This window comes from Gordonia sp. VNK1 (assembly GCF_040049135.1).
GTDB classification, from domain to species: domain Bacteria; phylum Actinomycetota; class Actinomycetes; order Mycobacteriales; family Mycobacteriaceae; genus Gordonia; species Gordonia oleivorans.
Genome location: NZ_JBDZDJ010000003.1, coordinates 400,175 through 419,198, shown reverse-complemented (window position 1 = coordinate 419,198; position 19,024 = coordinate 400,175). Strand labels below are relative to the sequence as shown.

Annotated in this window: 17 protein-coding genes and 2 rRNA genes; 12 read left to right on the top strand and 7 right to left on the bottom strand. The window is 68.2% G+C overall.

What is annotated here, in order from left to right; genetic code table 11:
- A 23S ribosomal RNA gene (locus ABLE94_RS05830) occupies positions 1–97 on the top strand; the annotation flags it as partial.
- A gap of 141 nt (positions 98–238) precedes the next feature.
- A 5S ribosomal RNA gene (gene rrf, locus ABLE94_RS05825) occupies positions 239–355 on the top strand.
- Positions 356–883: 528 nt separating this feature from the next.
- Here rrf and ABLE94_RS05820 read toward each other — a convergent pair.
- The 4 genes from ABLE94_RS05820 to ABLE94_RS05805 all read right to left on the bottom strand — a co-directional run bounded on the left by ABLE94_RS05820 (position 884) and on the right by ABLE94_RS05805 (position 6,469).
- Positions 884–1,747 (bottom strand): universal stress protein, encoded by an 864-nt coding sequence (locus ABLE94_RS05820; RefSeq protein WP_348803229.1) that lies wholly within the window; start codon positions 1,745–1,747, stop codon positions 884–886.
- Positions 1,748–1,855: 108 nt separating this feature from the next.
- Complete coding sequence (locus tag ABLE94_RS05815; protein ID WP_348808258.1) at positions 1,856–3,424, bottom strand: APC family permease; 1,569 nt, start codon at positions 3,422–3,424, stop codon at positions 1,856–1,858.
- A 73-nt stretch (positions 3,425–3,497) separates the two neighbouring features.
- Positions 3,498–4,388, bottom strand: a complete 891-nt coding sequence (locus tag ABLE94_RS05810; RefSeq protein WP_348803232.1) for a universal stress protein — start codon at positions 4,386–4,388, stop codon at positions 3,498–3,500.
- Positions 4,389–4,624: 236 nt separating this feature from the next.
- Entirely contained in the window at positions 4,625–6,469 is a 1,845-nt protein-coding gene (locus ABLE94_RS05805; protein WP_348803233.1) for an NAD(P)-binding domain-containing protein, read from the bottom strand.
- A 179-nt stretch (positions 6,470–6,648) separates the two neighbouring features.
- Here ABLE94_RS05805 and ABLE94_RS05800 point away from each other — a divergent pair, with 179 nt between their 5' ends.
- The 3 genes from ABLE94_RS05800 to nucS all read left to right on the top strand — a co-directional run bounded on the left by ABLE94_RS05800 (position 6,649) and on the right by nucS (position 10,115).
- Positions 6,649–7,869 carry a helix-turn-helix domain-containing protein gene (locus ABLE94_RS05800; RefSeq protein WP_425476150.1) on the top strand — a complete coding sequence of 407 codons (1,221 nt, stop codon included), beginning with the start codon at positions 6,649–6,651 and terminating at the stop codon, positions 7,867–7,869.
- A 40-nt stretch (positions 7,870–7,909) separates the two neighbouring features.
- Positions 7,910–9,352 (top strand): glutaminase A, encoded by a 1,443-nt coding sequence (glsA, locus tag ABLE94_RS05795; RefSeq protein WP_348808257.1) that lies wholly within the window; start codon positions 7,910–7,912, stop codon positions 9,350–9,352.
- A gap of 64 nt (positions 9,353–9,416) precedes the next feature.
- Positions 9,417–10,115 (top strand): endonuclease NucS, encoded by a 699-nt coding sequence (nucS, locus tag ABLE94_RS05790; protein WP_348808256.1) that lies wholly within the window; start codon positions 9,417–9,419, stop codon positions 10,113–10,115.
- A 33-nt stretch (positions 10,116–10,148) separates the two neighbouring features.
- Here nucS and ABLE94_RS05785 read toward each other — a convergent pair whose 3' ends face one another.
- Together ABLE94_RS05785 and mce are read right to left on the bottom strand one after the other, a co-directional pair.
- On the bottom strand, positions 10,149–11,144 hold the full coding sequence (locus ABLE94_RS05785) for a coiled-coil domain-containing protein (RefSeq protein WP_348808255.1): 996 nt from the start codon (positions 11,142–11,144) through the stop codon (positions 10,149–10,151).
- A 110-nt stretch (positions 11,145–11,254) separates the two neighbouring features.
- Complete coding sequence (gene mce, locus ABLE94_RS05780; protein ID WP_348808254.1) at positions 11,255–11,737, bottom strand: methylmalonyl-CoA epimerase; 483 nt, start codon at positions 11,735–11,737, stop codon at positions 11,255–11,257.
- 85 nt (positions 11,738–11,822) lie between these two features.
- Between mce and ABLE94_RS05775 the strand changes: the two genes are divergently transcribed.
- The 7 genes from ABLE94_RS05775 (at position 11,823) to ABLE94_RS05745 (ending at position 17,850) form a co-directional block, all read left to right on the top strand.
- Positions 11,823–13,025, top strand: coding sequence for an acetyl-CoA C-acetyltransferase (locus ABLE94_RS05775; RefSeq protein WP_348808253.1), 1,203 nt, complete (start codon positions 11,823–11,825; stop codon positions 13,023–13,025).
- Positions 13,026–13,116: 91 nt separating this feature from the next.
- Positions 13,117–13,479, top strand: coding sequence for a DUF3817 domain-containing protein (locus ABLE94_RS05770; protein ID WP_348808252.1), 363 nt, complete (start codon positions 13,117–13,119; stop codon positions 13,477–13,479).
- Positions 13,480–13,492: 13 nt separating this feature from the next.
- Positions 13,493–13,804, top strand: coding sequence for a thiamine-binding protein (locus ABLE94_RS05765; RefSeq protein ID WP_348808251.1), 312 nt, complete (start codon positions 13,493–13,495; stop codon positions 13,802–13,804).
- Between the two features lie 3 nt (positions 13,805–13,807).
- A complete protein-coding gene (locus tag ABLE94_RS05760; RefSeq protein ID WP_348808250.1) occupies positions 13,808–15,034 on the top strand; it encodes an MFS transporter in 1,227 nt (408 codons plus the stop codon).
- A 59-nt stretch (positions 15,035–15,093) separates the two neighbouring features.
- Positions 15,094–15,990 (top strand): tetratricopeptide repeat protein, encoded by an 897-nt coding sequence (locus tag ABLE94_RS05755; protein WP_348808275.1) that lies wholly within the window; start codon positions 15,094–15,096, stop codon positions 15,988–15,990.
- Between the two features lie 185 nt (positions 15,991–16,175).
- Complete coding sequence (locus ABLE94_RS05750) at positions 16,176–17,600, top strand: lipase family protein (RefSeq protein WP_348808249.1); 1,425 nt, start codon at positions 16,176–16,178, stop codon at positions 17,598–17,600.
- A gap of 100 nt (positions 17,601–17,700) precedes the next feature.
- Positions 17,701–17,850: a hypothetical protein gene (locus tag ABLE94_RS05745; protein ID WP_348808248.1), complete on the top strand. Its 150-nt coding sequence runs from the start codon at positions 17,701–17,703 to the stop codon at positions 17,848–17,850.
- A 33-nt stretch (positions 17,851–17,883) separates the two neighbouring features.
- Here ABLE94_RS05745 and ABLE94_RS05740 read toward each other — a convergent pair whose 3' ends face one another.
- Positions 17,884–18,834, bottom strand: coding sequence for an SGNH/GDSL hydrolase family protein (locus tag ABLE94_RS05740; RefSeq protein ID WP_348808247.1), 951 nt, complete (start codon positions 18,832–18,834; stop codon positions 17,884–17,886).
- Between the last annotated feature and the right edge of the window lie 190 nt (positions 18,835–19,024).

Genomic DNA, 19,024 nt, shown 5'->3' with positions numbered 1-19,024 from the left:
TAAGGCCCCCTACAGACCATGGGGTTGATAGGCCAGAACTGGAAGCCTGGTAACAGGTGTAGGTGACTGGTACTAATCGGCCGAGGACTTACAACAACATTTCTTTAACTCACAATAAAATGTTTCGCATCCACTATGTACTTCTGAAATAGCACATCGCACAGGGGCTCCGCCCCCGTGTGCCCCCAAAAACAGGGGTGCGTCCCATGACGGGATGTATCGGCTAATTTCATAGTGTTTCGGCGGCTATAGCGGTGGGGAAACGCCCGGTCCCATTCCGAACCCGGAAGCTAAGCCCACCAGCGCCAATGGTACTGCACTCTGATCGGTGTGGGAGAGTAGGACACCGCCGAACTATCATTCCGGGATGCCCCGCGAAACCTTCGGGTTTCGCGGGGCATCACCGCATTCCCGGCCCTTTTTCGCGCATCCACCGGTCGTGTTCACGCGGGCGCTGCTCGGTCCCGCGGCGTCCCCACGTTCACGCTCTCAGTGCACCGAGCGCGTGAGCATGCAGGCACCGCGTCGACGAACAGCACCCGCGCCACGCCGGCCTTCGCGCGGGTCCTCCACGTTCGCGCGGCGAGCCCGTCTACGCGCGCTCATTGCACTGACCGCGTGAGCATGCAGACACCGCGTCGACGAACAGCACCCGCGCCACGCCGGCCTTCGCGCGGGTCCTCCACGTTCGCGCGGCGAGCCCGTCTACGCGCGCTCATTGCACTGACCGCGTGAGCATGCAGGCACCGCGTCGACGAACAGCACCCGCGCCACGCCGGCCTTCACGCGGTGCCTCCACGTTCGCGCGGCGTCCCCACGTTCGCGCGCTCAGTGCACTGACCGCGCGAGCACACACGCACCGCGTCGACGAGAACCGAGCGCGTCAGGCGTCTTTCGGCACGACGACCATCGGGACGGTTTCGAGCGTGCGGAGCATCTTCGCGGCGGTCGCGCCGAGGAAGAGCTGAAGCGGTTGGGCGAGGCGACTGGATCCGACGAAGACGATGTCGCCGCCGTGCCAGCCGACCTTGCCGGCGGCGTCCTCGACGTCATCGCCGGTGACGACCGCCGAAGTGATGTCGTAGTCGGCACCCAACGCCTGTTTCGCGGTCTCGACCAGTTCGGCGAGATGCTCGGCGGCAGCCTTCTCCGCGGTCTCGAGGTCTCCGGCCTGGCCGCCGATACCGTCGGGCGTCAGCAACGAGATGAGGCGCAGCGGAAATCCGGTGCGTTCGCAACCGTCGATCACCGCGCGCAGCAGTGGGGTGGCGCCGCTACGACGACCGACGGCGGCCGTGATGCGGGTGATGGGCGAGGCGGATTCGCGTGCGCCGAGTGGTGCGACGACGACCGGGGTGGTGGAGACGTGCATCAGATCGTTGACGACCGATCCCAGGGAGTTGCGGCCCCGAATGCCGCCGCCCGAGCCGCCGACGATGATGGCCGCGGACCCGGTGCGATGGGATTCGACGACGAGGCCTTCGGCGGCGTGGTCGTGGAAGGCGATGTGAGCCTCGGCGACCACATCGTCGGGGACGCGGGCGGCCGCGTCGGACAACCATTCCGCTGCCTGCGAATCGAGGCGCGCCGCCGTCTCGACGTCGGCACCATCGGGTGTGGGCGGCAACACCATGCAGACGTCGAGGTCTGCGTGAAAGGACCGCGCCAACTGCACGCCGAGCCCGAGGGCGTCTTCACCACCCGGTGTCGGTAGATAGGCGGCAAGCAGCGTACGTGGCGTGGGCATGTCGGCTCCCTCGGCGATATGTCGGCGATCTGTCGATGTGTGTCCCCAACGATGTTCTCACTGACGAGGCCTGTCCATCCGGACATCGGCACGCTCGCCGACGGTGAGTCACGACACCGAAGAGGGCGCCGTCGACGTGGGCGTGGACCGCGGAAGCGTCTCCCCACGGAAGAAGGCCGGGTGCCGTGCCCGGAGGTAGAGCATCACGAACACCCCGACGATCAACAGGCCGAACCCGATGTAGAAGACCAGCCCGATCCCGAATATGGAAGCGCCGCTGCCGTTGTCGGGGTTCATGCTTTCGCCCACGGAGATCAGGAAGACGATGATCAACGCGAGGCCGCCGAGGAACGGGCACAGGAAGCGGTAGATCACGTTGTGTGCCGAGGTGAACAGTTCATGCCGGAAATACCACACGCACGCGAAGGCGGTGATGCCGTAGTACCAGCAGATCATGATGCCCAGGGCGGCGATCGTGTCGATCAGGGTGCGTTCGGACAGGATCGTCACCACGGTGTAGAAGATGGCCGTCACGATGCCGGCGACGAGTGCCGCGAACGACGGTGACAGGAACCGGGGATGGATCTCGGCGACCTTCTTCGGGAACGCGCCGTAGGAGCCCATCGCGAGCATCGTCCGCGCCACCGGCAGGAACGTCGTCTGCAAACTGGCCAGCGACGACACCAGGATGGCCGCGAACAACATCAGGCCGCCCCACCGCCCGAGGACAGGTGTGGCCAGCGCGCCGAAGACGTTCTCGGCGTTGGCCTCGTTGCCCAGTCCGAGCCCCTCGGCACCCACTCCGGCGTACATCATCACAGCGACGGCGACCAGGAGATAGGTCAACAGGATCGACAGCACGCACAGCACTCCCGCACGGCCCGGCGTGCGTTTGGGGTCCTTGCATTCCTCGCCGAGTGTCAGACACGTATCCCAGCCCCAGAACGCGAAGATCGATCCCGTGAGTCCGACCGCGAAGGCGGAGATCGTCAGTCCGGTGAACGGGTTGAACCAGTCGATGTCGAAGGACAGGCCCGCGGGTGCGTCGCCGGCCGCGACCTTCACCAGGGCGATGATCGCGAAGGCGAACAGGACGATGAGCTGGAAGCCGACGAGGACGTACTGGATGCGTTCACTGGTCGAGATGCCCCGCATCGAAATCCACGTGGCCGCCGCGAGCAGCACGAGTGTGGTCACGATGTTGACCAGCTTGTTGGTGCCGAGGTCGGCGATCGACGGGCGGTCGGCGATCTGGGCGATGATCAGGTAGAAGAACTGCACACCGATCGCGGCGAGGTTCGACAGCACGATGATGGTCGCGACCACCATGCCCCAACCGCACATCCACCCGACGTACGGCCCGAAGGCCTTCGTCGACCAGGTGAACGATGCCCCGCAGTCGGGAGTGTCGGAATTGAGTTCGCGGTAGGCGTAGGCGGTGAGGAACATCGGGATGAACCCGGCGATGAAGATCGCGGGCATCTTGAGCCCGACGGCCGCCACGATCAGTCCGATGCTCGCGGTCAGGGTGTAACCCGGTGCGACGGTGGATATCCCGAGGATTGCGCCGGAGAGCACGCCGACCTTGCCGGCGGCGAGGCCCTTGTCGACGGGGATCTCACCGATGGGCGTCGGCACCCCGGTGGGTGCGTTCGGCGGTGTGGGTTGTGACGTCATGTGTGCGCTCCGGGTCGAGGGCGGGGGAGTCGAGGGCGGGTGGTCCGGTCGGCCGGGGAGATGCCGTCGGCGCTCAAGTGCTCGTGGGCACGACGATCATCGGGACCGACAGCGCACGAAGCATCTTGGCCGCGGTGGTTCCGAGGAACAGACGCAGCGGCTGGGCGAGTCGGCTGGAGCCGACGAGCACGATGTCGCCGTCGTCCCAGTCGAGGGAGATGACGGCGGTCTCCGTCGTCTTCGCGGCGACCACCGCGGAGGCGATCTGATGGTCGGCGCCGAGGCGGGTGTGTGCGTCGTCGACGAGGCCGTCGAGGAGTTCGCCGGCGGCGGCCCGGACGGCGGGGTCGGTGTCGTCACGACGCCACGGCAGCGCATCGTCGTCTCCGGTCACCAGCGACACCAGGCGCAGCGGAAGTCCGGTGCGTTCGCACAGGTCGAGGCCGGCGGTGAACAGGGCGGTGCTTCCCGGTCGGCGACCGATCGCGCAGGTGATGCGGCGCAGGGTGTGCGGGGCGTTCGAGGCGGCGCCGCGCGGCGTGAGGACGACAGGTACCGGAGACGAGTGCAGCAGATCGTTGACCACCGAGCCCAGGGAGTGGCGACCGGCGATCCCGCCGCCGGAGCCGCCGACCACGATGGCCGCGCATCCGGTCTGCTGTGCCTCGGTGACCAGGCCCTCGGCAACGTTGTCGTACAGTGCGATTCGGGCTTCGGCGACGATGTCGTCGGGGATGGTGGCGGTGGCCTCGGCCAACCACGTCGCCGCCCGGTCATCGACGAACCGGGTGTAATCGGCGTTGCCGGGCGCGGCCACCTGCTCGATGGGGCCCATCGGTGGGAGGACCATGGCGATGTCGAGTTCGCCGTGCAGCGCGCGTGCGAGATCGATGCCGAGCGACAGGGCGTCGGCGCCGCCGGGGGTGGCGAGGTAGGCGACCAGCAGTCGGGTGCGGGTGGGCACGGGCGGCTCCCATCGTCGGATCGCACCCGCCGGATTCAGACGAGGTAGGACTCGCGTGATCGGGTGACTGGCATCACTGTGCGCTCCGGGTGCGAACCGTGCCCATGGCCGAAGTGTCGAGGAGGTCGTGTCCCGATGGACAACATGGCCAGCCACCGAGTGGGTGCGAATGCACCCCGACGCCGGCGGCGCCGGGATCGATACACGATCCCGGCGCCGCCGCCTCGGCCCGGCACTCAGCTGAGGTGATGGACCTCCTGCAGGCCGTACACGGGTGTGTCGATGCCCTCGAACCGCGCCTTGAGCTGCAGGGCGAGGTAGAGCGAATAGTGCCGCGACTGGTGCAGGTTGCCGCCGTGGAACCAGAGGCCGGGCTGCTGGGTCGGCTTCCACATGTTGCGCTGCTCGCCCTCCCACGGCCCGGGGTCCTTGGTGGTGTCCGATCCCAGACCCCACACCTTGCCGACGCGGTCGGCGATCTCCTGGCCCATCAGATCCGCCGCCCAGCCGTTCATCGATCCGTATCCGGTGGCGTAGACGACGACGTCGGCGGGCAACTCGGTGCCGTCGGCGAGGACGACGCTGTTCTCGGTGAGGTGATCGATGTCGCCGTGGGCGAGCTTGATGGTGCCGTCGGCGACGAGGTCGCAGGCGCCGACGTCGATGTAGTAGCCCGAGCCGCGTCGCAGGTACTTCATGAACAACCCGGAGTCGTCGTCGCCGAAGTCCAGGTCGAATCCGGCGGCCTCGAGGCGGGCGTAGAACTCCTTGTCGCGTTCGCGGATCTGGTCGTAGAGCGGGATCTGGAACTCGTGCATGATGCGGTACGGCAGTGACGCGAAGGTCAGATCGGCCTTCTTCGTCGTCATCCCGCCGGCGACGGCCTGCTCGCTGTAGAGCGCGCCGAGGCCGATCTCCATCAGCGAATCCGACTTGACGATGTGGGTCGACGAACGCTGCACCATGGTCGTGTCGATTCCGTTGTCCACCAATGCTTTACAGATGTCGTGGGCGGAGTTGTTGGCGCCGATCACCACGACCTTCTTGCCGATGAACCCGTCGGGTCCCGGATGTCGGCTGGAGTGATGCTGCTCTCCGGCGAAGACGTCCTGGCCGGCGAAGGTGGGCACGTTGGCCTTGCCGGACATCCCGGTGGCCAGCACCAACTGATCGGGATGCAGGGTCAGATGCTCACCGTCGCGATCGATCTCGACGGTCCACTTCCCGCTCTTCTCGTCGTAGGTCGCCGACTCGCAGGTCGTCCTGCTCCAGTAGGGCACCTCCATGACGCGCGTGTAGAACTCCAGCCAGTCACCGATCTTGTCCTTGGGTGCGAACACCGGCCAGTTCTCCGGGAAGGGGAGATACGGCAGATGGTCGTACCACACCGGGTCGTGCAGGCACAGCGACTTGTAGCGTCCCCGCCACTGATCGCCGGGCCGATCGTGGCGGTCGATGACGATCGACGGAACGCCCAGTTGACGCAGCCGCGCACCGAGCGCGATGCCGCCCTGTCCACCGCCGACGACGAGGACGTACGGCTGGGTGCTGCGTCCGAGCGAGGCGTCCTCGTCGGCCTTGCGCTCGGCCCACGACCGTGTGTCGGGGTCCGAACCGTGCACCGCTCCCATGACGCGGGTGGCGCCGGAGCGCTCTTCGTATCCCTTGAGTTCCTGCAGCGTGGTGAGCAGGGTCCAGGCCTGGTCCTCGCCGCTGTGTTCGTCGCGACGCAGTCGCAGATGTCCGACGCCACGACCGGTGGCCGTCTCGAACTCGATGAAGGCCGACACGACGCCGTCGTCGTCGGTGGCCGGTTCGCTGGTGCGCAAGCCGCTCGGGTCGGTGTCGTCGAGGCGTTCGGTGAGCATCTCGGCGATCTGCTCACGGCCCTCGACGGTCTTGAGGTTCCAGGTGAACGACACGAGGTCACGCCAGAAGCTGTCGGTGGCGAACAGCGACGTCACCGCGGCGATGTCGCGCGCGGCGAGCGCGGTCTCGAATCGTGCGAGCCAGGCCTGCGCCCGGTCCTGTGGTGCCTCGTCGGTGGTGTGCGCCAGATCGGGTTCGAGTGTCTGGGTCATGGGTGATGCCCCTTTCGTGTGAGTGGGAGGAAATCTCGGTGCTCATGTGATCCACAGCACACGCCCCGGCGGTGGGTGCGGGCAAGGGTTGCAGCCCGTTGCGGGCCGGTGGCAGGTGGCTGCAACCCCCTGCAACGCCGGTGGCCCTTTGCCAGCGGGATGTGACCGGGAGCACAATCGTGGTCGTGGCCACCTCAACACCAGCCGGACTCGAACCCGCGGTCGCCGCCGGCGACGATCCGCGGCAGTTCGCCGCCGTCCTGCACGCCGTCTACGACGCGGCGATGGCCGGCGACAAGCCGCCGGCCCGGCCGCGCCAGGTGATCAGCGACTCCTGGGATCGGGTGCTCGACGCCGGCGTCGACCCCGACCACGGCTCACTGCGCAATCGCATCGGCACCGCCGAGGTCGCGTCCCGTCGCAGCGAGTCGGGCCTGCACGCGGTCCTCGACGAACTCACCCGCGGACTCGACGCGGTGATCGCCGACGGCGACAACATCCTGGTGGTCGCCGACGCACACGGCCACGTGCTGTGGCGCAGCGGCGCCAACCGCGTCCTGCATCGCGCCGACCGGCTCGGATTCGTCGAGGGGGCGTGCTGGGCCGAGGACGCCGTCGGCACCAACGCCATCGGCACCGCCTTGCAGTCCGGCCGGGCGGTGCAGGTGTTCTCCGCCGAACACTTCGTGCGCACGCATCACACCTGGACCTGCGCGGGTGCCCCGATCCGCAATCCGCGGACCGGGTCGGTCCTGGGTGTCGTCGACGTCAGCGGCCCGGCCGCGACGATCCACCCGACGACGCTGGCGCTGGTCGACACGGTGGCGCGGCTGGCCGAATCGCAGCTGCGTGATCACCACCGCCGGGTCCTCGATCAACTGCGTTCGGTGGCCGCACCCATCCTGGCGCGGACGGCGGGACCGGCCATCGCCGTCGACACCGACGGCTGGGTGGCGGCCGTCGAGTCGGTGGCGCCGCGCTCGCGGCTGACCATCCCGCGGCAGTTGCACCCTGGCCGGACCCACCTCACCGACCTCGGTGAGTGCGACGTCGAGCCCCTTCCCGGCGGATGGCTGATCCGCGTCGCCGACGCCGACCGGCCGTCGCGGCGGACCCGGGTGTCCATCGACTCCGACGACGCGGGCACCCTCATCCGCGTCTCCGGGGCCGCGGGCAGCTGGACCCATCGGCCGTCACCGCGTCACGATGAGATCCTGCGCGTCCTGGCCGCACACCCCGGCGGGCTGAGCGCCGCGGCGTTGTCGACGAGTCTGTTCGGGGTCGACGACCGAACCATCACGGTGCGCGCCGAGATCTCGCGCCTGCGAAGGCGATTCGGTGGGCTGCTGGCCGCCAACCCCTACCGGTTCAGCGACGGCGTCGACGTTCACCTCGGGTGAGGTGGTGGCATCGAGACGGTGATGCCATAGATTTCTTGACGTGCCGATCTCACACGTCGATGGCTATCTGCGCCACATCATGGCCGACTGCGCACCCGATCGTTCCGGTGCGGTCGCCGACTACATCCCCGAACTCGCCGCCGTCGACCCGGACGGCTACGCGTTGTCGATGTGTATGCACGACGGCAACACGTACTCCCTCGGTGATGTCGGCGTGGAATTCACCATCCAGTCGGTCTCCAAACCGCTGACCTATGCGATGGCGTTGTCGCGACTCGACATGGCGGCCGTTGACGCGAAGATCGGTGTGGAGCCGTCGGGGGAGGCGTTCAACGAGATCAGTGTGGATGCGCGCCGGCGACCCCGGAACCCGATGATCAACGCCGGTGCGATCCTGGCCGCGTCGTTGCTGCTGCCGCCGGTGCGGGAACTGCCGGAGAACGCGGTCGACACGGTCTTCGGCGAGGTCGTCGAGTTCTACTCGGCCTGTGCCGGGCGGCGGTTGACGATGGACGAGCAGGTCTACGCCTCCGAATCGGCGACCGGCTCGCGCAATCGCGCGATCGTCTACATGCTCGACAGCTTCGGCATGGTCGACACCGATCCCGACGCCGCACTCGACCTGTACTTCCGGCAATGCTCGATCCGGGTGACCGCCGATGATCTGTCGGTCATCGGGGCCACCATTGCCGGCGGCGGGGACAATCCGCGGACCGGACGCCGCGTCATCAGCAACGAGGTCGCCCAGCGGTTGCTCAGCGTGATGACCACTTGCGGGATGTACGACGGCGCCGGTGACTGGGTGACCTCGGTGGGGTTGCCCGCCAAGAGTGGCGTGGGTGGCGGCATCCTGGCCGTGCTGCCCGGACAGCTCGGCATCGGGGTGTACTCGCCGCGCCTCGACGAGCACGGGAACAGCGTGCGTGGCGTGGACACCTGCCGTCACCTGTCACGTGACCTGGGCCTGCACATGTTCAACGTGACGCGCGAGAGCCGGGTGTCGATCCGCTCGGTCTCCACCGCCGCCGAGTTCGAGGTCGGAACTGAGTGGCCCGAGATCGATCGCAGTTTCCTGCGCACCTGCCGTGATCGGGTGCGGATCTATGAGTTGCAGGGCGACCTGACGTTCGCCGGTGCCGAGCGGGCGCTGCGCCGGATCGAGAACGACATCGACGATTTCGACGTCGCGATCATCGAGATCTCCCGGGTCGGGGTGATCGACCCGGTGGCGCGCACCATGCTGCTCAGCGTTCGCCACACCACCGCGACGCGGGGGCAGCGGGCGATGCTGGTCGATCCCGACGGCGTGGTCCGGGCCAGCGTCGCCGCCCACCGCGATGACTTTGTCGTTCCCGATCTCAATGCGCCGGAACAACTTCGGGGCCTCGATCCGACCTTGCCCCATGTGCATTCGACGATGGTCGCCGCCGTACGCGACGCCGAGGAGTTCCAGCTCGAGCGGTACCGCGACAACGAGGTCTGAGTTCGCCCGACACCCGGCAGGTCACTGACCGAAGTGCCGAGGCGCATGCCTTAAGCTGCCGGGTGTGCGTCTGGTGATCGCGGAATGCCAAGTGGATTACGTCGGCCGGTTGACGGCCCACCTGCCGATGGCCCGGCGGTTGTTGCTGATCAAGTCCGACGGATCGGTGAGCGTGCATGCCGACGATCGCGCCTACAAGCCGCTGAACTGGATGAGTCCGCCGTGCTGGCTCACCGAGGCGCAGGTTCCCGACGAGGTCGCCGACGCCCACGATCACGTCGAGGCGTACTGGGTCGTCGCCAACAAGGCGGGCGAGGAACTGCGGATCACCCTCGCGTCGATCGACCACGATTCGTCGCATGAACTCGGCGTCGACCCGGGCCTGGTGAAGGACGGGGTGGAGGCGCATCTGCAGGAGTTGCTCGCCGAGCATGTGGACACCCTCGGGCCGGGCTACACCTTGATCCGCCGGGAGTACATGACCGCGATCGGTCCGGTCGACATCCTGTGCCGCGACGCCGACGGATCGACGGTCGCGGTGGAGATCAAACGACGCGGCGAGATCGACGGCGTCGAGCAGCTGACCCGTTACCTCGAACTGCTCAACCGGGATGCGACCCTGGCCCCGGTGAGTGGGGTGTTCGCCGCGCAACAGATCAAGCCGCAGGCCAGGACCCTCGCGCAGGATCGTGGAATCCGTTGCGTCGTCTTGGATTACGACGAGTTGCGGGGTGCCGAGAGTACCGAGTTCCGGTTGTTCTGAGCCGGGGGACCGCCGAGTTCAGGACGCGTGAGTTCAGGACGCGTGCTTGCCGACGTGCACCTGCGCGGCGTCGGAGAGCCGGCGGTTGAGCAACTCGACGTCGCTGTCGGCCGACGCGGTGGTCAGCTCGGCGTCGACCTCGGTGGACAACTGGCCGGGCAATTCGGCCAGCCGGTCGGCGATCCGGGCGAGTTCGCCGAGGATCTCGTCGCGTGCCGCGGTGGTCCGGGTGCCCAGGTCGCGTGAGCGGGCCACGCGTTCGGCGGCGATGTCGCGGGCGGTGGTCTCGATGTCGGCGGCCAGTTGATCGGCGCGCGCCCGTTGGTCGGCGAGGTCGGCGTCGTGGCTTTCCCGCTCGCGCTGCAGCGTCTGGCCGGTGCGCAGGGTGAGTTCCTCGGACTCGGCCTGCGCCTTGGCGACGATGCGTTGGGCCTCGTCGCGTGCGGCGGACATGGTGGATTCGTGTTCGGATTCCATCGCCGCGGCCCTCGCGGCCCGGTCCCGGGCGGCCTGTTCGGCGTCGGCCGTCGCGGTCGCGAGGACCTTGTCGGCCTCGTTGCGGGTGTCGGCGGAGTACGTGTCGGCGTCGCCGACGATCTTGGCCGCCTTGGCCCGCGCGTCGGCGAGGATGCGGTCGGCCTCGGTGGCGGCGTTCTGCTGGGTTTCGGCGGCCTCCTGCCGGGCCACCGACACCGTCTCGGCGGCCTCGGCGCCGGCGTCGGCGCGCATCTCGGAGGCCTCGTCGGAGGCCAGCTGCAGCATCCGCGACAGTCGCTCACTCATCCCCTGGACCGTCGTCGGGGGGACCGAGAGTTTGTCGACCTCGCGCCGGAGCATCTCGATCTCGTCGCGCGCGTCAGCCAGGTGGGCGGCCAGTTCGCGTGCGTTGGCAGTGGCCGCATCGCGGTCGGCGGCCAGGACCCGCATGTCGGCGTCGATGCGCCGCAATCGATCTGCGACCTGCTCACGGTCATAGCCGCGCATCACGACCGCAAAGGGTAATTGCTGCCTGGGGGCGGGAGCTGCCATGCGGCTCAGTCTAACGGAGGCCACCGACCGGACCGACCCGACGAATGTCCCGCCGGATCCGCGGGCCCCGGTCGGTGCCCGTCATGTGTCGTGAGGTGCCCGGTGGCGTGTCAGTGCGACGACGACGCGGCCGGCTCGACCAGTTCGAGGAGCACCCCGCCGGCATCCTTGGGATGGACGAAGTTGATCCGGGAATCGGCGGTGCCGCGGCGGGCCGCGGGGTACAGGACGCGCACGCCGGCGTCGGTGAGCCGGGTCATCACGGCGTCGACGTCGGTGACCCGCACGGCGAGCTGCTGCAGGCCGGGGCCGTTGCGGTCGAGGAACTTCGCGATCGTCGATTCCGGCGTCAGCGGGGCCAGCAGCTGGATCACCGCGCCCTCGGTTCCGGCCGGACCGATCATCGCCTCCCGCACGCCCTGCTCGTCGTTGGTCTCCTCGTGCAGGGTGACGAAGCCGAGGTGATCGGCGTACCACTGCTTGGCGTCGTCGAGATCGGCGACGGCGATGCCGACGTGATCGATGGCGACGACGAGGTCGGCGATCACCGAGGTCGGCGATCCGGGGGTGGGGTCAGCTGCTGATGCGCTCATGGCCTAACGGTAGCGTTGAGGGGGCAAAATTACTTCACCGACCGCTCGGTAGGCGCCGCGGTCGCCCTGTGTGGGAGGTCCCTCCATGTCCACGACGTCAGATCACGCCTCGGTCATCGTTGCCGGTGCGCGCACCCCGTTCGGTCGGATGCTCGGCTCGCTGAAGGATTTCAGTGCGGTCGACCTCGGCGCGATCGCCATCCGGGCGGCGCTCGAGCGCGCGAAGGTCCCGGCCTCGGCGGTCGACTACGTCATCATGGGGCAGGTCCTCACCGCCGGCGCCGGGCAGATGCCCGCGCGTCAGACCTCGGTCAAGGCCGGCATCGGCTGGGACGTCCCGGCGCTGACCATCAACAAGATGTGCCTGTCGGGTATCGACTCGATCGCGCTGGCCGATCAGCTCATCCGGGCGGGTGAGTTCGACGTCGTGGTGGCCGGTGGTCAGGAGTCGATGACCCAGGCCCCGCACCTGCTGCCCGGCAGCCGCAGCGGCTTCAAGTACGGCAGCACCGAACTCGTCGACCACCTGGCCTACGACGGACTCTTCGATGCGTTCACCGATCAGCCGATGGGTGCGCTGACCGAGCAGGGCAATGACACGAACGGGTTCACCCGCGCCGAGCAGGACGAGTTCGCCGCCGTCAGTCATCAGCGGGCGGCCGCGGCGTGGAAGGACGGGCTCTTCGGTGACGAGGTGGTTCCCGTCTCGATCCCGCAGCGCAAGGGTGACCCGATCGAGTTCGCGGAGGACGAGGGGATTCGCGCCAACACCACCGCCGAGTCGCTGGGTGGTCTGCGGCCCGCGTTCCGCAAGGACGGCACCATCACCGCCGGTAACTCCTCGCAGATCTCCGACGGTGCGGCCGCGGTGATCGTGATGAGCAAGGCCAAGGCCGCCGAGCTCGGCGTCGAGTGGTTGGCCGAGATCGGCCCGCATGGTGTGGTCGCCGGCCCCGACTCGTCGCTGCAGCTGCAGCCGGCCAATGCCATCACCAAGGCCTGCGACCGGGCCGGCATCACCCCCGCCGACCTCGACCTCATCGAGATCAACGAGGCCTTCGCGGCTGTCGGGCTGGCCTCGACCAAGGCGCTCGGCGTCGATCCCACGATCGTCAATGTCAACGGTGGTGCCATCGCCGTCGGCCACCCGATCGGAACCTCCGGTGCCCGCATCGCCCTGCATCTGGCGTTGGAACTGCAGCGCCGCGGTGGTGGCGTCGGCGCGGCGGCATTGTGCGGTGCGGGCGGGCAGGGTGACGCGCTGATCATCCGGGTGCCCAAGGCCTGACATGACATCCGGCGATGGGCCGTGGCGCCGGTCACGGCCCATCGCACACCCCTACTACGAGATGTCGTAGACCTGTCCGGTCTTCGGCACAATGGATTCCATGACGCGTATCTTCGATCTGTCCACACCCGCCAAACGCTTCCGCTTCGTCGCGATCCTGGAGGCGATCACCTGGGCGGCGCTGCTCGTCGCGATGTTCTTCAAGTGGGTGCTCGGGCATACCGAAGCGGTCGCGGTACCGGGGATGACGCACGGCATCGTCTTCGTCGTGTTCGTGGCGATCTCCCTGGTGACCGCGCTCTCGCTGAAGTGGAGCCTCAAGGTCACCGCCCTGGCCCTGGCGTCGAGCATCCCGCCGTTCGGCACCCTGGTGTTCGAGTGGTGGGCCGCCCGCAACGGCCATCTCGCCGAACTGTCGGTCGAGCAGAATCCCGCCGCCGAACTCGCGGCCTGAGAGGAATCCGCCGGTGATCGTCGCGTTCAGCATCTCGCCGTCCGGAGGTGACGCCGTCGACGCCGACGGCGGGATGAGTGCGGCCGTCGCCGAGGCCGTCCGGGTGGTGCGCGCGTCGGGGTTGCCCCATCAGACCACCGCGATGTTCACCTACCTCGAAGGTGACTGGGACGAGGTGATGGCGGTGGTCAAGCAGGCCACCGATGCCGTCGCGGCACTCGCGCCCCGCGTCGGACTGGTCCTCAAGGCCGATATCCGGGCCGGTCACACCGAGGGTGAGCTCGCGGGCAAGGTCACGCGGGTCCGGGCGCACCTGGATGATTGAGGAATGCACCGTCTGACGCGGGCGCGCGCGGCGGTCGCCACGATCTTCGGCCTCAACGGCTTCCTCGCCGCCCTCTGGGTCGCGCACATCCCGGTGATCACCGAGCACACCGGGACCTCGCACGGGCAGCTGGGCGCGATGCTGCTCCTGGTCGGTGCCACCGCCTTCGTCGGTATGCAGGTGTGCGGTCGTCTCATCGACCGGATCGGATCGCGGCCGACCACACTCGTCGCCGCGATCGTGCTGTGCGGCGCGATGCTCGGACCGGTCCTCGCCACCACGCCCGGGTGGTTGGCCCTGGCGCTGGCGGTGTTCGGCTTCACCAACGGTTCGCTCGATGTGTCGATGAATGCCCAGGCCGTACAGGTCGAACGTGCCTACCGCAGGCCGATCATGTCGGCCTTCCACGGATTCTTCTCCGTCGGCGGTCTGCTCGGTTCCGGTGTGGTCGCGGTGGGTCTGTGGATGGATTGGCCGGTGGCCGTCACCGTCGCCGTGCTCGGTGCGCTCGGGTTGGTCGTCGTCGCATTCGCGTCGGCGGGCCTGGTGGGACGTGACGTCGGGATGGCGGAGTCGTCGGCGCCCGACGCGTCGCACGAGGATGCGTCACGGCGGTGGTGGCGCGAACTCGACCTGCGGCGGCTGATACTCCTGGCCGCCGTGGCGTTCGCCGCGATGCTCGCCGAGGGCACCGCCTATGACTGGAGTGCCCTGCACGTCGTGGAGACCTTCGGGACGCGCGAGGCGATCGGGGCGATCGCGTTCGCGGGATTCAGCGCGGCGATGATGGTGGCGCGTTTCGTCATCGACCCGATCGCGGCCCGGGTGGGCCCGGTGGCGGTGGTCCGATGGGGAGCGGTGATCGGCGCGATCGGCATGCTGATCGCGTTGATACCGAGTGGAGAGGGCGCGCCCTCGGCGATCATCGCGATCCTCGGGTGGGCGGTGTTCGGTATCGGGCTGGCCGGGCTGATCCCACAGATCTTCACCGCCGCCGGAAACCTGACGACCCGGGCCGGCGGTCGGGCGATCTCGACGGTGGTCGGCTGCGGGTACCTCGGCATGCTGGCGGGGCCCGCCATTGTGGGGGCCATCGGTGGCGTCACCTCCCTGCGCGTGGGACTGATGCCGGTACTTTTCGCGCTCGCCTTCGCGGCGTGGGCCGCGGGCGTGGTGTCGGCCCCGCAGCCGGTCGGGAGTCGACGCCGACATGACACACTGGAGACGTGAGCAGACCTTCTTCCCGAGCGCAGGCAGCCGCAGCACAGCAGGCCGCCGCCACCGTCGCCATGGCCGGCGCCGTCGACCTGTCGGCCCTCAAGGAACGAGCCGAGGCCCAACGCGCTGCGGCGCAACGGCCCACCCGGCCCGCCGAGGGCGGGCAGCCCGCCGCGCCGCACGGTGGCGCCGCCGTCGTCGACATCACCGAGGAGACGTTCGAGACCGAGGTCCTCGAACGCTCGACCCGGCAACTGGTGGTCGTCGATCTGTGGGCCGAGTGGTGTCAGCCGTGTAAGCAGCTCTCCCCGGTACTGGAACGGATGGCCGCATCGTCGGGCGGTCGCTGGGTGCTGGCCAAGGTGGACGTGGACGCGAATCCGCGGATCGCGCAGGCCTTTCGGGCACAGTCGATTCCGATGGTGGTGGCCATCGCGGCCGGGCAGCCGGTGTCGGCGTTCAACGGGGTGCGCAGCGAGCAGGAGATCGCTGCCTGGCTCGACGACATCCTCACCCAGGTCGGCGACGCGCTGACCGGGGCGGCGGGTGCGGAGGCCGAGGCGACCGATCCCCGGATGGAGGCCGCCGAGGACAAGCTCAACGCCGGCGACTTCGACGGCGCGCTGGCCGATTACCGCGCCATCGCGGCGGCCGAGCCCCACAACATCGAAGCAGCCTCGGCCGCACGCAATCTCGAGTTCGTGCTCCGGGCGCAGGCACACGACCCGTCGATCGTCGACAACGCCGCACCCGGCGACGTCGACGCGCAGCTCGCGGCCGCCGACGTGCTGCTGCTCGCGCAGCAGCCCGAGGCGGCCTTCGATCGCATCATCGACGTCGTCCGGAGGACGGCCGGCGACGACCGTACCCGCGCGCGGACGCGCCTGCTGGAGTTGTTCGAGCTCTTCGATCCCGCGGAGCCCTTCGTGGTCGCCGCCCGTCGCAAACTGGCCAGCGCCCTGTACTGATCGGGCCTGTACTGATCGGGCCTGTACTGATCGGCCTGTCATGATCACAGGTCCGCTCGTCGCGTTCGTGTGACGGAATCCACAGTGCTCTCAGTTGTTCCTCAGGCTACTCGCCGGTAAGTTTCGGCTATCGCATCGCCGATTGCGGTGTGTGTGGGGGGATTTCTCTGGGGAGGGGGCTGTCGATGACGCATCGGCATGGGTCCACGGTGTCCGACAGCGGGACACGTGGGATCGGGAAGATCACGGCGCGGGTCGTGCGGCTGCTGGTGAGCGGCGTTCTGGTGATCGCGGCGATGGCATTGACCGTGCCCACCACCGCATGGGCCGACCCGGCACCGCCCACCTACGACGGTTCGGTACCCCTCGATGTCCCGAAGGCCTCCGAGGTCTTCAGTGGGTTCACGCTGGGCACGATCCGCGACGGTCGTGCCGCGACCACCGAGGAGAACTTCGTCGGACTGCTGGCCGACGACCCGTTCTACGCCGAGCCGCCCATCCCGGCGGGGGCCGCACCCGGAACGTTGTTGAAGGCCAAACGATTCGACGTTCTGTTCACCGGATATCGGCCCGGCAACATCGCCGCGTGGAAGATCATGTACGTCACCGAGGACGTCCGCGGCCGCAAGGTGATCTCCACCGGCGTCGTGATGATCCCGGAGGACGGCCGCCCCAACAGCACCCGCTCGGTGGTCGCCTACCAGGAGGCCAACGACTCGGTCGGGCCGAAATGTCATCCGTCGACCCAGTGGAGCGGCGGTGCCTACGGCGACGCGTCGGCGTGGTCGGCGCTCGGTCCGCTCGCGTTGATGTGGAATCGCGGTCTGGCGGTGGTGATCTCCGACATCGGCAACGATGCCGACCCGAAGCCGCATGGCGTCTTTGCCGGCCGGTACGCGGGAATGGCCCTGCTCAACGGGCTGCGCGCGGCGTACCACGTCGGGGCCGCCGGGTTGAACCCGGCCAAGCCGGTGGGGATCTTCGGGGTCGCCGGCGGTGGTGTCGGGGGTGCCTTCGCCGCAGAGTACGCGAATCACTATGCGCCGGAGATCAACCTGAAGGCGACGATGGTCGAGGCCCTGGCCGCCGACCAGAAGAACTTCATCACGTTCGCCGACGGCGCACTCGGGTCCGGTTTCGTGATGGCCACCCTGCTCGGGCTGGAAGCGCAGTATCCCGAGATGCGGATGAACAGTCATCTCAATCCGGCCGGGCGTGCGCTGGCCGACTACTACCGGGCGAGTTGCCAGACCTATGCCTACTTCATGGCGCCGTTCCTGCCGATGCGATTGCTGTTCAACGGAAATCGGTCACCGGCCGACATTCCGGCCTTCCAGCGGGTATACGCGCAGAACAACCTCGGATACGGCGACGCACCACGCGGCAAGATGCTGGTGACCTCCTGTGCCAGTGACGACTCGTTCATGGTGGTGACCCCGGCCTCCGACTCGAAGAAACTGGTGTCGCGCTACGCCGCCCAGGGAGCCGATGCGCAGTACTACGGGCTGCAGTGCGGCATCGACACCTTCATCACCGACATGTACAAGTGGGGCACCGAGCTGTTCGGTATGCACACCGTCGATTGGCTTGCCACCGAACTGAATTCGTGAATCTCCGTCGCCGACGGCCCGCTCAGTCACGCCGCCGGCCCGCTCAGTCACGCCGCCGGCCCTGCGGTCGCCGGACCGGTCACCACCGAAAGGAAATCCCATGCTCGGAGATCTCGCGCTCGACCCCGACACCATCGCCACCATCGCCGGTCCGATGGCCAACGGGGTGCTCTACATGTTCACCTGGGGAACCGTCTACAACTGGGGCGCCGCGCTGCACGCGATGGCGGTGGCGGCCGGCCTGGCGTGAGTTCCGGCGGGTGTCGTCGACACCCGCCGCCGGTCACGAACCGGACAGGCCGAAGGCGTTCAGGACCGTTGTGGCCCAGATCTTCTGGCCCTCGGCGTTGGGATACACGCCGTCGGACAGCAGCGCGTCGAGCTGTGCCTCGTCGGTGGGGAATGCGGAGTAGACATCGATCACCTGGATGCCCTGGGCGTCCATGGCCGCGGCGAATCCCTCGAGCTGGCCGGCGGTCGATCCGTCGGACTGCGGATTCTGCTTGAACGCCACGAGTTTCGCGTTCGGGTACTTCGCCCGGAGTGCGTCGATGAGCGGCTGGAGTTGCGGTGCGAGCGGCGCCGACGTGTTCTCGGTGTGGCCGAAGTCGAGCATGATCAGGTCGGGAGTGACATCGGGTGCGATCAGGCCGTCGAGGTGGTCCACCGCGTAGGCGGCGGTGAGTCCGGCGGCACTGCCGTTCCAGAACCCGACCTTGCCGTTCGGTCCGTTGCCGAGTCCGATCATCGGTCCGTATGACGAGGTCGACTCATCCCAGAACTTGGTGGCCACCCCCTTGTCGAAGGTGGTCGCGATCGCGGTGCCGAGTTGCGGGGCCCATCCGTTGGGATCGGAGCCGGTCGCATCGCCAAGGAGGACAAGGGTTTTCGACACGGCGGGATCGGCCTGCAGGCTTGCGGTGAAGGCGCGGGTGGCCGATTCGGTGGCCGGGGCGGGTGTCGGCGTACCGGACGTCGGTGATGCCGATGTCTCCGTAGCCGATGTCTCCGTGGCCGAGGTGGCCGAGGCGGATGTGGCCGTCGATGTCTCGGAGGCGGCCGTGTCGGTGCCGGTGTCCGGCGTCGCGACGTTGACCCCGACGATGGAGGCGACCACCACGGCGCCGGCCACCACGGTGATCGCCGGTCCCGCCCACTTGCGTGCCGTCGCCGACTTGTCGCCCTGCGACGCCCTGTCACCCTTCGAAGCCCTGTCACCCTGCGAATGTGTCACGAGATTCCCCCAACGGTCTCCGTCCCGCAACCGAGGTGGATGCGGGGCGAGATCACCCTAACGGCCATCGGCCGTTCGCGCGCATGTCGGCAGCCGTTCACCCGGAACGGCGCCGACAGCGGTCACGAAACAGGTTGTGCCATCAGGGTTTCTGGCACCAGCCGAGCGCGGTGGGCGCCGGGTGTGAGCT

Coding starts and splice junctions, on each gene's coding strand:
- ABLE94_RS05820 (WP_348803229.1), bottom strand. CDS start 1,747: ATGCCCACGCCACGTACGCTGCTTGCCGCCTATCTACCGACACCGGGT.
- ABLE94_RS05815 (WP_348808258.1), bottom strand. CDS start 3,424: ATGACGTCACAACCCACACCGCCGAACGCACCCACCGGGGTGCCGACG.
- ABLE94_RS05805 (WP_348803233.1), bottom strand. CDS start 6,469: ATGACCCAGACACTCGAACCCGATCTGGCGCACACCACCGACGAGGCA.
- ABLE94_RS05785 (WP_348808255.1), bottom strand. CDS start 11,144: ATGGCAGCTCCCGCCCCCAGGCAGCAATTACCCTTTGCGGTCGTGATG.
- mce (WP_348808254.1), bottom strand. CDS start 11,737: ATGAGCGCATCAGCAGCTGACCCCACCCCCGGATCGCCGACCTCGGTG.
- ABLE94_RS05775 (WP_348808253.1), top strand. CDS start 11,823: ATGTCCACGACGTCAGATCACGCCTCGGTCATCGTTGCCGGTGCGCGC.
- ABLE94_RS05770 (WP_348808252.1), top strand. CDS start 13,117: ATGGATTCCATGACGCGTATCTTCGATCTGTCCACACCCGCCAAACGC.
- ABLE94_RS05760 (WP_348808250.1), top strand. CDS start 13,808: ATGCACCGTCTGACGCGGGCGCGCGCGGCGGTCGCCACGATCTTCGGC.
- ABLE94_RS05755 (WP_348808275.1), top strand. CDS start 15,094: ATGGCCGGCGCCGTCGACCTGTCGGCCCTCAAGGAACGAGCCGAGGCC.
- ABLE94_RS05750 (WP_348808249.1), top strand. CDS start 16,176: ATGACGCATCGGCATGGGTCCACGGTGTCCGACAGCGGGACACGTGGG.
- ABLE94_RS05745 (WP_348808248.1), top strand. CDS start 17,701: ATGCTCGGAGATCTCGCGCTCGACCCCGACACCATCGCCACCATCGCC.